16 protein-coding genes are annotated in these 12,898 nt (G+C 60.3%); 11 read left to right on the top strand and 5 right to left on the bottom strand.

Annotation, left to right across the window (positions count from 1 at the left end; translation table 11 throughout):
- Nucleotide 1 precedes the first annotated feature (1 nt).
- Both rpmG and rpmB read right to left on the bottom strand, forming a co-directional pair.
- Complete coding sequence (rpmG, locus tag MHY24_RS00275; RefSeq protein WP_005279910.1) at nt 2–166, bottom strand: 50S ribosomal protein L33; 165 nt, start codon at nt 164–166, stop codon at nt 2–4.
- 2 nt (nt 167–168) lie between these two features.
- Complete coding sequence (gene rpmB, locus MHY24_RS00280; RefSeq protein ID WP_005279911.1) at nt 169–405, bottom strand: 50S ribosomal protein L28; 237 nt, start codon at nt 403–405, stop codon at nt 169–171.
- Nucleotides 406–878: 473 nt separating this feature from the next.
- Here rpmB and MHY24_RS00285 point away from each other — a divergent pair, with 473 nt between their 5' ends.
- The 7 genes from MHY24_RS00285 (at nt 879) to MHY24_RS00315 (ending at nt 6,262) form a co-directional block, all read left to right on the top strand.
- Nucleotides 879–1,148: a type B 50S ribosomal protein L31 gene (locus tag MHY24_RS00285; RefSeq protein WP_005323793.1), complete on the top strand. Its 270-nt coding sequence runs from the start codon at nt 879–881 to the stop codon at nt 1,146–1,148.
- 15 nt (nt 1,149–1,163) lie between these two features.
- On the top strand, nt 1,164–1,337 hold the full coding sequence (gene rpmF, locus MHY24_RS00290; RefSeq protein ID WP_005279913.1) for a 50S ribosomal protein L32: 174 nt from the start codon (nt 1,164–1,166) through the stop codon (nt 1,335–1,337).
- 165 nt (nt 1,338–1,502) lie between these two features.
- A complete protein-coding gene (locus MHY24_RS00295) occupies nt 1,503–2,201 on the top strand; it encodes a response regulator transcription factor (RefSeq protein WP_005323792.1) in 699 nt (232 codons plus the stop codon).
- A 140-nt stretch (nt 2,202–2,341) separates the two neighbouring features.
- Nucleotides 2,342–3,757: a HAMP domain-containing sensor histidine kinase gene (locus tag MHY24_RS00300; RefSeq protein WP_239194387.1), complete on the top strand. Its 1,416-nt coding sequence runs from the start codon at nt 2,342–2,344 to the stop codon at nt 3,755–3,757.
- Between the two features lie 109 nt (nt 3,758–3,866).
- Nucleotides 3,867–5,333 (top strand): S1C family serine protease, encoded by a 1,467-nt coding sequence (locus MHY24_RS00305; RefSeq protein WP_239227965.1) that lies wholly within the window; start codon nt 3,867–3,869, stop codon nt 5,331–5,333.
- Between the two features lie 85 nt (nt 5,334–5,418).
- Entirely contained in the window at nt 5,419–6,027 is a 609-nt protein-coding gene (locus MHY24_RS00310) for a molybdenum cofactor biosynthesis protein B (RefSeq protein WP_204609787.1), read from the top strand.
- 16 nt (nt 6,028–6,043) lie between these two features.
- On the top strand, nt 6,044–6,262 hold the full coding sequence (locus MHY24_RS00315) for a hypothetical protein (protein ID WP_204609786.1): 219 nt from the start codon (nt 6,044–6,046) through the stop codon (nt 6,260–6,262).
- A 110-nt stretch (nt 6,263–6,372) separates the two neighbouring features.
- Here the strand turns inward: MHY24_RS00315 and mscL are convergent, their stop codons facing one another.
- From mscL to MHY24_RS00330, 3 genes are all read right to left on the bottom strand, one after another.
- Nucleotides 6,373–6,864, bottom strand: a complete 492-nt coding sequence (mscL, locus tag MHY24_RS00320; RefSeq protein WP_239228107.1) for a large conductance mechanosensitive channel protein MscL — start codon at nt 6,862–6,864, stop codon at nt 6,373–6,375.
- Nucleotides 6,865–6,975: 111 nt separating this feature from the next.
- Nucleotides 6,976–7,662, bottom strand: a complete 687-nt coding sequence (locus tag MHY24_RS00325) for an SAF domain-containing protein (protein ID WP_204611455.1) — start codon at nt 7,660–7,662, stop codon at nt 6,976–6,978.
- A gap of 62 nt (nt 7,663–7,724) precedes the next feature.
- Entirely contained in the window at nt 7,725–8,300 is a 576-nt protein-coding gene (locus MHY24_RS00330) for a 5-formyltetrahydrofolate cyclo-ligase (protein WP_204609784.1), read from the bottom strand.
- 67 nt (nt 8,301–8,367) lie between these two features.
- On the opposite strand from MHY24_RS00330, the gene MHY24_RS00335 reads away from it, so the two are divergent.
- From MHY24_RS00335 to glpR, 4 genes are all read left to right on the top strand, one after another.
- Complete coding sequence (locus tag MHY24_RS00335) at nt 8,368–9,294, top strand: UTP--glucose-1-phosphate uridylyltransferase (RefSeq protein ID WP_204609782.1); 927 nt, start codon at nt 8,368–8,370, stop codon at nt 9,292–9,294.
- A gap of 55 nt (nt 9,295–9,349) precedes the next feature.
- Nucleotides 9,350–10,660 carry a gephyrin-like molybdotransferase Glp gene (gene glp / locus MHY24_RS00340; RefSeq protein ID WP_239227966.1) on the top strand — a complete coding sequence of 437 codons (1,311 nt, stop codon included), beginning with the start codon at nt 9,350–9,352 and terminating at the stop codon, nt 10,658–10,660.
- Entirely contained in the window at nt 10,660–11,370 is a 711-nt protein-coding gene (locus tag MHY24_RS00345) for a GNAT family N-acetyltransferase (RefSeq protein ID WP_239227967.1), read from the top strand. The genes glp and MHY24_RS00345 overlap by 1 nt, the downstream gene beginning before the upstream one ends.
- Nucleotides 11,371–11,513: 143 nt before the next feature.
- Nucleotides 11,514–12,890, top strand: coding sequence for a gephyrin-like molybdotransferase receptor GlpR (glpR, locus tag MHY24_RS00350; protein ID WP_239227968.1), 1,377 nt, complete (start codon nt 11,514–11,516; stop codon nt 12,888–12,890).
- The last annotated feature ends 8 nt before the right edge of the window (nt 12,891–12,898 follow it).

Here is a 12,898-nt window from a genome sequence, read left to right on the forward strand (position 1 = left end):
ATTATCGCTCCTCGCGGAATTCGACGTGCTTGCGGGCAATCGGATCGAACTTCTTCAAGGTGATGCGATCCGGGTTGTTGCGCTTGTTCTTACGGGTCACGTAGGTGTAACCGGTGCCCGCAGTGGACTTAAGCTTGATGATTGGGCGGATATCGTTACGTGCCATACTTAAATCTTCTCCCCACGTGCGCGAATCTTAGCCACAACGGACTCGATGCCATCGCGGTCGATGATCTTCATGCCCTTGGTGGAAACATTCAGGGTGATGGTACGGCCCTCAGAGGGCAGGTAGTAGCGACGACGCTGCACGTTGGGGTTCCAACGGCGCGAAGTGCGGCGGTGCGAGTGCGAGACCTGCTTGCCGAATTCCGGCTTGCGGCCCGTTACCTGGCAAATAGCCGACATGGGTCTTCTTTCTCCTAGCCGCCCACATCATGGCTATAGACAATGAAGCGCCGACTGCCGTGTGAGGGTGGCAGTGCTCAAAAGTGAGGTGTGAGCGGGTGCGGCGCCATCGTCAAACACCAGTAGACGGGGCGTAAAACGTATATTTTGACAACAGCAAGGGGAAATCTTACAGCCTCGGACGCGAATTACCTAATCGCTGCCTTGCTGCGGCAAGTGGGCCATTTGCCGTGCTGGGGTGGTGTTTGCCTGTGGGGCGACGCTTAGCGTGGCGCAAGAAACGTGAGTGAAATGAGTGGTCGCTGCTGGTCGGGGATTTCGTATATGGGTCAGTTGACTGTAGGATAATTCAGGTTGTTGACCCGTGCCACGCGGCGCGCGGTTAACAGAGTGAAATTTGTACGTCCCAACTCGGGCACGATCCACGCTAGGGGCGTGGAACCGACCCGTAGTCCAACCCTGAGGGAATATATATGAAGAAAGATATTCACCCGGATTACCACCCGGTAGTCTTCCGTGATGCTGGTACCGGTCACTCCTTTTTGACCAAGTCCACCGCTTCCTCCGACCGCACCGTTGAGTGGGAAGACGGCAACGAGTACCCACTGATCGTCGTTGACGTTACCGCTGAGTCCCACCCGTTCTGGACTGGTGCACAGCGCGTTATGGATACCGCCGGCCGCGTCGAGCGCTTCAACCAGCGCTTCGGTGGCATGGCTCGCCGCAAGAAGAAGAACGCGTAAGGAGGAGAGTAGAAAATGGCAACTCCTAAGTTTAAGAAGTCCCGTGCGAACACCCACGCACGCCGTTCCCAGTGGAAGGCTGACAATGTGGCCCTCCAGGAAGTCACCATCGACGGCCAGACCGTCCGCATCCCGCGCCGCCTGGTTAAGGCTGCCAAGCTGGGTCTGGTTGACGTAGAGCAGTTCTAAGCTCGCTCTTTAATCTCCCCGTCCGCTCTCGATTAGAGGGCTGGGCGGGGATTTTTAGCTTTAGAAGCGTCCTATAAGCATGTTTTAACCGTATTTGGGGGACTGTGGGGGTAAATATTTCCCTTAACTTCATGAAGTTGACTGCCATAAGTAATAATTAGGACTATGAAAATCCTTGTGGTGGATGATGAACAAGCCGTCCGCGAATCGCTACGCCGTTCCTTACGCTTTAACGGCTACGAAGTGCTGACCGCTAACGACGGCTTGGAGGCCGTGGAGACGGTGCGCGCTGAGAATCCCGAATTGCTTATTTTGGACGTCATGATGCCCAACATGGATGGCCTTGAGGTGTGCCGCACCCTGCGCAGTGAGGGCTGGGACCGTCCGATCCTCGTTCTGACTGCGCGCGATGGTGTTTCGGACCGAGTGGCTGGCCTTGATGCCGGCGCAGATGACTACCTGCCGAAGCCGTTCGCATTGGAGGAGCTCTTGGCCCGTGTGCGCTCCTTGGTGCGCCGCGCCTCCGCAGATTCCATCGCAGCTGAAGCCCCAGTGGAAAGCAAGCTGAGCTTCGAGGACCTTGAACTTGATGCCGATACCCGCGAAGTCAGCCGCGGTGGCCGGGCCATTTCCTTGACGCGTACCGAGTTCGCGCTGCTGCAACTGCTGATGGAAAATCCCCGCAAGGTTCTCTCTCGCAGCAAGATCCTGGAAGAAGTCTGGGGCTACGATTTCCCTACCTCCGGCAATGCTCTCGAGGTCTATATCGGCTACCTGCGTAAGAAGACGGAGGGCGAGGGCGATGCTCGCCTCATCCACACCGTCCGTGGCGTGGGGTATGTCTTGAGGGAGTCTAATCCGTGATTTTAAGGAAGCCCGCTTCCCCTGCGGTGGCTTCCGGGAAAGTACAGTCCACCCCTCTTACCGAGTTCTCTGAGCCTCAGGGGAGTTGGGCTTCACGGGCGCCACTGCGGTGGCGCCTTGCTACTGTTACGGGCCTTGTGGTGGCCGTAGCCGTTGCCTTGATGACGTTGGCAACGTATTGGGTAGTTTCTCTGTCCCTTACTGCCTCCGTCGACGACCGCCTGGAGGCCAAGGCCGATGTCTTGTTGCGGCAAAGCCAGGATCCACGGTTCATGGATAACGTGGACCAGGAGATCGAGGACTTTAAGTCCTATAACCCTGGCACCCGCGTAGCCCTATCACCGCCCTCCATGAGCTTTTCCTACGGCGACACCATTCCTGTGGGCGGGGACTTCCATCGGACGGAGGATTACACGGAAACTTCCGTGCGTACCGTGGGCGGCGAGCGAGTGCTGGCCAAGCGTCATGATCTTGGTTCTACCGTGGTCGTCGCTCAGTCTCTCGCTCCTACGCAAGAGCTCATCGCCATCTTGGGCACGGTGCTACTGATTATCGTTGCCCTTGGCATCGTGCTCGCCATTTTTGCAGGCCTCATCGTGTCCAAAACCGGTATGCAACCCATCGCCCGGCTGAAGCGAGCGGTGGATTACGTGACGCAGACCAACGACCTGCGCCCTATTGAGGTCTCTAATAACGACGAGATGGCGCAGTTGACCACCTCCTTTAACCAGATGCTGGAGGCGCTGCAGGAATCCCGTTCGCAGCAGTCTCAGTTCGTAGCCGATGCCGGGCACGAGCTGAAAACCCCGCTGACCTCTATGCGTACCAATATTGAGCTTTTGATGATGCTCAATCGGGCCGGTGGTGGCTTTGGTATGAGCGATGAAGACCGCAGGGACCTCGAAGATGACGTCATGTCCCAGATGAATGAGCTCTCCACCTTGATTGGAGACCTCGTTGATTTGGCGCGTGAGGACGGCAATGAGCGCGAACCGGAGCCGGTGGACCTGTGTGAAGTCATGATGGCTTCGCTGGAGCGTGCGCGCCGCCGCCGTCCCGATGTGGAGTTCTTGGTGCGCTTTATCCCGTGGGAGCTGGACGGCGACCCCTTCGCATTGGGCCGTGCCACGCTTAATCTTATGGATAATGCGGCTAAGTGGTCGCCGGCTACTGGCACGGTGCGCGTGTCTATGGAGCAGCTATCCACCCACGAGGTGCGCCTGCGCTTTGATGACTCCGGGCCTGGCATTGCACCGGAGGAAAGGGAGAAGGTCTTTGAGCGCTTCTATCGTTCGGCAGAAGCGCGCTCCATGCCGGGCTCGGGCTTGGGCTTGGCCATTGTGAAATCGGTGATTGAACGTCACGATGGCACCATCAAGATCCGCGAGTCTAATGATGGTGGTACCCGCATGGAAATCATCTTGCCGGGCAAGCCTGTGACGGGGGAGATTTTCGTGGACGGTTTGGCAGAGCCGCAAGAGGGGCTGCCGGGTGGTAAGGAAGACTCGATCGACCGCGGTGAAATCTTTGCGCAGCGCTGGTTTAATCAGAGCTAGCGTACAAGCGTTTATACTGGTGAGGTAATACAGCAACCTTTCAGGAATTCCTAGTAGGTTGGCAGATCAGTATCAGTCTTGACCAAGCGAAGTGAGGCATAGTTTTCTCATGAACATGAGGAATGACGATTACCGAGGCTTTGATGGGAACTCCCCGGAGGGAGCGTCCCAGGAAGGCCCGGGTAGGGCCGATCCGGTTCAGGGTGGTCCGAACTTTGGAGAAACCAACCAGCAAGATGCCGTGGCTGGCAACGCTGGCCCCTACAGTGACGGATTTGGTCTTCACAGCGACGCTGGCGCGCAGGCACAAGAGACCGGCTCCTATTCGCAAGGCTGGAATCAACCGCGCGGCGGTGCTGAAGGCAATGACCAGCGAACGCTAGGTTCGCTGGGGCCCTATCCGAATGCCCCACAGGCCCAAAACTTTAGCGGTCAGGGACAGGAAGGCCCGATGGTCACCCCGCTGCCTCCGCAGCCGGAGCAAAAGAAGAAAATTGGCTTGGGCGCCGCCACCGCTCTGGCGGCCGTCGCTGCCATCGCCGCAGGCTCGATCGCCGGCGCTGTGGTCGGCATGAGTTCCGGGGGAGGCAATAACGATACCTCCGTGGTCAATGAAGCCCTTAAGGCTGAGCCGGCGAACAATAGCACCGGTAAGGAACCGGAGCAGGGTTCCGTTGAAGAAGTTGCCTCCAAGGTTTTGCCCTCGGTGGTTTCTATCCAGACGATGACTCGTACTGGTGGCGCTGAAGGCTCTGGTTCTGTCATCTCCCCAGACGGCTATGTTTTGACCAACCACCACGTGGTTGCCGGTGCTGAGCACGGTGGCATGATGCAGGTGACCATGAATGACGGCAGTAGGCATGATGCTGAGGTGGTGGCCTCGGATGCGAATACGGACGTGGCCATCGTGAAAATCAAGGACGTCAAAGACCTGCCCTTCTTGCAATTCGGTGACTCCGATTCCGTTGCTGTGGGCCAAGAGGTAGTGGCCGTGGGCTCTCCTTTGGGGCTAAACGCGACCGTGACCTCCGGTATCGTATCGGCAAAGAACCGTCCCGTTCGCGCTTCCCAGGAAGGCGGCGAATCTTCATTGATTGACGCCATTCAGACCGATGCCGCAGTAAACCCTGGCAACTCGGGCGGTCCGTTGGTGGATCGAGACGGCAATATCGTGGGCATGAACTCCATGATTGCTTCGCTGTCTAATAGTTCCTCCGGCGAGGGCGGCTCCATTGGCTTGGGCTTTGCCATTCCATCCAACTTTGCCAAGCGAATGGCAGATGAGCTCATCAATGACGGCAAAGTTTCTCACCCGACCCTTGGCGTGAAGGTGCTAGCGCGCGACGACGGCAATGGTGCCCGCATCGCCGAGGTAGAGTCGGGCGGCCCGGCAGATAAGGCGGGCTTAAAGGATGGCGACATTGTCACCCGCGTCAACGATCGCCTGATTGAAAACGCCGATGCGCTTATTGCGGCGGCGCGATCGCAAGACTTTGGTGCGACGGTGACCTTGGAGGTTACCCGCGAAGACTCGGAAGAAACCCGTCAGGTAGAGGTAACCCTCTCAGGCGAGTAAATTACTGTGCAAGACCTCATTAGGTGCTGAATGCGCCGTACCTCACCCCGCCACAAGGCCGTATTGCCTTAACTTAAGGAGAAAAATGCCAGATTCGCAGCACGATGTGACCGACTCCGCGCAGCCCGACGGCGCGAATAAGCGCGATTCCTTGATGGATCTAGCCGAACCCGATGATGCCTTCTTGTTAGCAAGCGAGCAGGAGGATAGCCTTGCTGCCCCGCGCCGCGGGCTCATCGTTATTGTCACCGATCATCCCGGTGAGCAATCCGATAGCACTTCGCAGCTGGTAAGCGAGCTGCTCGCGGAGGCTAATTTCCGCGTTGATGGCGCCATCGTGGTGCGTTCCAAGAAATCCAAGATCCGCCAGGCCATTGAGACCGCTGTGGTCGGTGGCGTGGATTTGGTCCTCACCGTCGGCGGCACCGGCGTGGGCCCGCGCGATAAGACTCCGGAGGCTACCCGCTCCGTGATCGATAAGATGGTTCCGGGTGTGGCCCAGGCGCTGCGTTCTTCTGGCCAAGCTTGTGGCGCGGTGGATGCCTGCACGTCCCGCGGCCTATCGGGCGTTTCGGGCTCTACCGTCGTGGTCAACCTTGCCTCGTCGCGCGCTGCCGTCCGCGATGGCATGGCTACCTTGGCGCCTCTGGTGCACCACCTCATTGACCAGCTGCAGCAGTCTAGCGTCCAGTAAACGCAGGGTATTTTCTATGACGTCGCGGAGAAATCGCCGGCGAGTATTCCGCCAATCTGCTGCTGTCGATTATGACCGTAGTGCTGATAAGCCCGGCGCACACGCTGCCGATGGTGCCGATGAGGAGAGAATCGTTACCGTTGATGACGCGGATTCGGCGGCGACAGAGGGGGAGTCCGGCCAGCGTGATGAACAGTTCTACCGAGAGAATCAGCCCCCACACTACGGCGGCTAGTGCCTAAGACAGGCCGCAGGTAGGTAGCCACAGAGGTAGATAAAAGCCCGTGGTTTCGCTTTCGAAGAAGTGAAACCACGGGCTCTGTGCTGCGCAAGCAGCGAAGGGAACTAGGCCTGGTGGCGGCCGCCGCCGGTAGAACCGTGATCGGCGTCGGCAGCGCCGCGGGCGGAACCGTCAATGCCGGTACCCGGGATGTCCTTATCGGAGACATTCTGGGCCTCGAGCAGGTCGCGGATTTCCGCGAGCAATTCCTCGGAGGTTGGGGCAGGGGCCTCAGGGTCTACACCGTGGCGGCGCTTAGCGGCCTCGGTGAGCTTATTGAGTGGCATGACGATGAGGAAGTAAACCACCGCGGCGATGATGAGGAAGTTAATCGCTGCAGTGATTACTGCGCCGAAGTCAACAAACGTGTTCTTGTTGTCGGTGATCTGGAAGCCTAGGCCGTCCACCTCAGCAGAGCCAAGGGAATTGATGATCGGCTGGATGATGGAGTCAGTAACGGCGGTGACGATCGCGGTGAAGGCGGAGCCGATGATGACTGCGGTGGCAAGTTCGATGACGTTGCCGCGCATAATGAAGTCTTTAAAACCCTTGAGCATGGTGATATGCACGAACCTTTCTGGGAAAAACTAAGGGTTGGTATAAACCATGGACACCGCGAAACTTTAGTGCAGCTGTTAACCAACCACAACTGTTGTGGCTGAAAGGGTCTAGCGTTGCTGTGGGTGAGCGCGGTCACCCACGATAACTACAGTGAGTGGCTGGCTTAGCGACGCAGCGGCTACATCATTGGCGTGGTCATGGGGCAGCGCGAGCAAAACAGTAGAGGAAGAGGCCTCGCCTTCGGCGCTGGAGGTCGACACCACGCGCCCGCCGGTGGCGATAACGCGCGCGGTGGGCGTTGCGGGAGCCGACCCCTCTGCGGCTGGGGCGGATGCGGCGTCGACGGCGGTTACCACGTCCACGGTATCGCCATGGTGCAGGTGGGGGATGATGTCTGGCTCGGCGAGCTTCACCGGGATCATCCGCGCAGCCGCGGCGTCGGAGCCACCGACCAAGCTGGAGACGAGGTCTTCTCCTAGAAGGCGCGCATCGGTGACCACCTCACCCTTGCCGGCTGCGGCGGTAATAACGCGGCCGGTGAGTTCTTCTGGCTTTGCCGCTACTGCGGAATCGGGGATGGAGGAGGCAGGAAGGCGGGCCAAGTCGACGTCGGCAAGCGCCAGCTCCGCGCCCGCAGGCAGATCGCGGCTAAAGACGGGAACGCGCGGCAGCTCCTTGGCCGCAGATAAGGCCGAAGCCAGCGCGGCAATAAGAAGGGCCACCGCAATGGCGCGGCGCACTACAACGCCGCGGCGGTGGCCAGGAGTGCGAAGGGTGGAAATGAGGCGGGGCATACGCGAAGTGGACATACTTTTTTAGACTGCCCGAAACCGCGCATGGTTCCCGCACCCTAAAACTAGAAGCGTGTGATGCCCTCTGCGGTGACGACGGCATCAACCTTGCGGTCATGGTCCTCGGTAGGCAGCTCGTCTAGGAATTCGGAAGGGTAGACCATGGCGAAAACCGGCGGCTTGCCGTGGGGAAGCGGCTCTAGCGCGCGGTCATAGTAGCCACCGCCCTTGCCCATGCGGTTGCCCTTGGCATCTACCGCCATGGCGGGGGCGAGCACCAGATCGCACTCGGCCAGCACGCTGCTATCAAAGCTTGGGCCCTGAGGCTCATTCAAACCCAATGGGCTAGTGTGCATGGCTTCCTTGCCGCGGTATTCGGCAAAGGTCAACGTGCCATTCTCACCGGAAATCGGCAGGAGGACGCGGGAGACATGCTCCTTGAGCCACGGCACAAAGTCCGCACCACCGGGCTCAGAGCCCAAAGGCCAGTAGGCGGCCACCGTCATGGACTCGGTGAGCTCGGATTCGAGATGCTTGCGCACGGCGGCGGTAAAAGCATCGTGGTCCTCGGAGGAAAGTTCGCGGCGGGCCTGGACCAAGCGGGCGCGCAGCTCGTTTTTGGCGGTGATGGAAGAGGTCATGAATAAATCATAACCCCGCGGCGTAGCGGTGCACGGGAAAATAATGTGGCGTTGTACGCTATTGTGCATGGCTATAGAACGCGAAGATTCCGCCCGCGGAATCACCACGGTTGTAGTTCCAGCGGCAGGTATGGGCACCCGATTTTTGCCCGCCACCAAGACGGTTCCAAAGGAACTGCTGCCCGTTGTTGATACTCCCGGCATCGAACTCATCGCAGAGGAGGCGGCCTCTGTCGGCGCGCGCCGCCTTGCGGTGATTACCGCGCCCGATAAACAAGAAGTCATGCGCCATTTCGAGGCTTTCCCCGAGCTGGTAGAGACCCTTGAATCCCGCGGCAAGGACGAGCAGGTGGCCAAGGTCAAGCGCGCCAACCAGATCATTCACCCCGTCGCGGTGGAGCAGGAAAAGCCGCTGGGCTTGGGCCATGCGGTGGGCCTTGCTGAAGAGGTGCTTGGGGAAGACGAGGACTCCTTCGCCGTCATGCTCCCTGATGACATTGTCTTGCCCGCCACCGTCATGGCGGATATGGCGCGCGTGCGCGCGGCATTGGGCGGCAGCGTGCTGTGCGCCTTCGAGGTCCCGCGCGAGCAGACCTACAACTACGGCGTCTTCGACGTGGAAGATACCGATGCCCCTGGCGTGAAGAAGGTCGTGGGCATGGTGGAAAAGCCGGCAGTAGAGGAAGCCCCTTCTAACCTCGTGGCCACCGGCCGCTACCTTTTGGATCGCAAGATCTTTGATGCCCTGCGCCGCATTAAGCCGGGCAAGGGCGGCGAGCTGCAGCTTACTGACGCCATCGAGCTCCTCATTGAGGAAGGCGAGCCCGTCCACGTGGTAGTTCACCAAGGAAAGCGCCATGATTTGGGCAATCCCGGCGGCTATATCCCCGCCAACGTGGACTTTGGCCTGCGCGATGAAAAGTATGGTCCCACGCTGTATAAAGCGATTAAGAAAATCATGGCCGAGTATGAGGACGAGCACGGCCTAGCCTAGGGATTTTCCCAGTGGCCAAGGACGTGGAAGCGAAGAAAGGGCGGGCATAGACCTTATGCGTTCAGTTGATGACCAGTTGGCGCTGGTAACGGATGCGGCGACGACGCCGGAGCCGGTGCGCATCGGTATTTCCAACGCGCTGGGTTTGATGTGCGCCGAGCAGGTACAGGCTAACCAGCCATTACCAGGCTTCCCGCAAGCGGCCATCGATGGCTACGCGGTGCGCGCCGTGGATATTGGCGGCGAGCGGGGCTTGCGGGTGCGCCGCCACAAGGACCAAGAAGAACAGTCCGCAGAGAGCGAAGAGGATGCGGATTCCCCGCAGCCGGAGGTAGAGCGTTCCTTGCCCGTGGTGGGTGAGGTTCCGGCCGGCTCCAAGCAGCCGCTGCGCTTGCAACCTAAGCAAGCGGTGCGCGTATATACGGGTGCGCCTTTGCCCACGCTTGCCGACGCCGTCCTTCCCCTCGAGTGGACCGACCGCGGCCGCAAGCGCGTTACCGCCCACCGCCCGGTGCGCTCTGGTGATTTTGTGCGCCGGGTAGGCGACGATATCCAGCCTGGCGATGTCGCTGTATCCTCCGGGACCGTCTTGGGTCCAGCTCAGATTGGCCTTCTAGCCGCGGTGGGCCGCTCAAAGGTGCTGGTATATCCGCGCCCACGTATTACCATCATTTCCTTTGGCCGCGAGTTGGTTGACTTGGACCAAGAGCCGGCGCTGGGTCAGGTCTTTGACGTGAACTCCTATTCCTTGGCTGCTGCGGCCCGCGAAGCCGGGGCGGAGGTGCACCGCGTGGGCATTGCGGAGGGCGAGCCGCGCCGCATCCGCGAAGCATTGGAAAAGCACATTGCCCGCAGCGAGGTGTTGGTTATCTCCGGCGCGGTGGGCGGCGCTGGTGCCGAAGCGATCCGCGAGATTCTCGACGACCTTGGTGATATTGATACCTCGCGCGTGGCCATGCACCCCGGCTCCGTCCAAGGTTTTGGGCTGATGGGCGAGGAGCGCATTCCTACTTTCTTGCTGCCGTCCAATCCGGTGTCTGCGCTTGTGGTCTTTGAGGTATATATCCGCCCGCTCATCCGCTTGGCGCTGGGCAAGCGCAATGCGCACCGCCGCGTGGTGCGTGCGCGCGCGTTGAACCACATCGATTCCCGCCCCGGCCGGCGCGGCTTCATCCGTGCTCGCCTGATGCGCGATGCCGAAACCGCGGATTACTTGGTGGAAGGCCTCGGCGGTGCCGCGGGTGCCCCAGCCCACCTCTTGGCCGGCCTCTCCGAAGCCAACGCCATGATTCGCGTGCCGGAAGAGGTCACGGAAATCCGCCCAGGCGATGTGGTTGATGTGTTGTTTTTGACCCAGCGCAGCTAATGCTCGATCCTTTCAGCAACGCGGCGGATAGGTTCCGCCATCCTGCTACCGGCCCCACCGATGACATGCACCCGGGGTGGCCGGAATCTACTCCTATTGTCCAGCTTCCCTCCTCTTCTGTCTTTCCCTCGGGGGCGCGGATGCGCTTGCGCCCTCTGCTGCGTTCCGACGGCCATGAGTGGCGGCGTCAGCGCATCGACGATGAAGGCTTCCTCCGCCCGGTTGAGCCGACCCAAGCCGCACCGTGGGCGGCAGCGCATAGCCAGCAGGCGTGGTGGAATCACCTGATGTACCTGCGCACGGCCGCCCGCGAGGCGCTGGTGGTCCCGCTTGTCATTGAGGTGGAGGGGAAATTCGCAGGGCAGGTAACCCTGGGAAACATTCAGCATGGCAGCATTCGCGATTGCTGGATTGGCTACTGGGTCTATTCTGCGGTTCACGGCGCCGGGGTGGCTACGGCCGCGACCGCCTTGGGCGTGGACCATGCCTTTGGGCGGGTGGGTTTGCACCGCGTGACCGCCACCTATCTGGAGCACAACCCGGCCTCGGGGCGCGTCTTGGCCGCCAACGGGTTCCGGCATGAGGGGTATTTGCGGCGCAATCTGCATATCGACGGCGCGTGGCAGGACCACCACTTCGTGGCGTTGGTGAAAGAAGACTTTGCCTCTACGGCGGTGGAGCGCCTCCGCCAAGCTGGACGGTTGGCGTGAAATAGCGTCCCAATCGCTGGGAATCCGACCTCAGTTTTCACATAAGTCACAACATTGTAATTTGTGCGAATTTGGGGTGTTACGGTGCGGTTTCACCGTTTAAGGTGGAGTAATCATCTGTATTCAAGGGGAAGGTCCTTTTCGTGTCGACAGCTGTGCCGATTATCGCGATCATCGTGGTGTGGCTCTTCGTGCTCGCACCGTGGCTATTGGGTAGGAATAATCGCCCAATGAGCCATACCGGTGAGGCCTTTGAAGATACCCGTGTCCTCTTTGAAGGCGATTCCGGCAAGGTCGCTGGCCGGCGTCGTCCGCGCCTGCGCGCCGGCGACGTCCACCGCCGTGACGATGAGGACGAGGCGGACTACGAAGTCGTCGAGGCTGCAGACGTTGCCGACAGTGAATCCGATGCCGAGGCCACCAAGCCCTCTTCGCGCTCCGTAACTATTGCCGGTGCCGCACGCCGGGCCAAGTCCCAGCCCTTCGGTAGCGGTAGCCGTGCGTTTACTGCTGCATCTGCCTCCACCGCCGGTGAAGAATCCACGCAACAGGCAGAAACCATCGACGGCGAATTGGTGGAAGAAGCGATTGCAGAAGAAGACGAGTCTGCAGTCGAGCCAAAGGCAGCTGCGGTTCCTGCCTCTCAGCAGGCTGATGCGGACGAGGAAGCCAATGCCGCAGAGGCGGACGATGTCGATGACGTGCTCCTTGAGGACGAGGACGACGCCGCGGACGAGTCCACTAAGGACAATGCCTCCGATGTTGCTGCCGCTGAGGCTGAGGTATTTAGCGCCCCAGCTGTCTCTAGTGTGGCGAGCGATGCATATGCCTACGACGAAACCTATACCTCGCCGGTAGACCTCATGTATCCGGGGGCCGTAGACAAGGCCGAGGTCAGTGAGAACGACTCCGTAGTTCCTGCCGGCGCGGACGAGGAAGACGAGGCCGAGGGATCCGAGGAACTCGCGGCGACCGCCGAAGCAGACGAAACCGGCATGGATACCGACCTGTCCGAGGACGAGGTCGAATTCGCCCAGCGTCGTTTGGGCCGCGGTGGTTGGGACCCGGTAGCGGAAAAGGAAAAGTCTGCAACGCGCTACCAGCGCCGTCAGCGCACCCTGCTGGGGCTGGCCGTGGCCGTGGTGCTCACGGTAGCCCTCGGAATCGTGGTCGGTGGCTGGACGTGGTGGTTGGCTGCCGTCGCCGGCGTGCTCACCGTGGCCTACTTGATCGCCCTTCGCTCTCAGGTCCGCCAGGAACAGGCACTGATGCGCCGCCGCGTGCGCCACCTGCGCCGCGCCCGTTTGGGCGTGCGCAACGCCGAGGATGAAGAACTAAAGATTCCGCGCAACCTGCGCCGCCCAGGTGCCGTGGTTGTGGAAATCGACGACGAGAGCCCGGACTTCGTGCACCTTCCGCTGAGCTATAGCGATGGTGAGGACGGCGACTTTGACGGCCCGCACGCCGGGCCCGATGGCTACGGCCGCCGCGATGACCTAGCGGCCCGCCGCGCTGGATAAGCGCGTAA

The organism is Corynebacterium sp. ACRPQ, from assembly GCF_022347225.1.
Lineage (GTDB): Bacteria > Actinomycetota > Actinomycetes > Mycobacteriales > Mycobacteriaceae > Corynebacterium > Corynebacterium tuberculostearicum_D.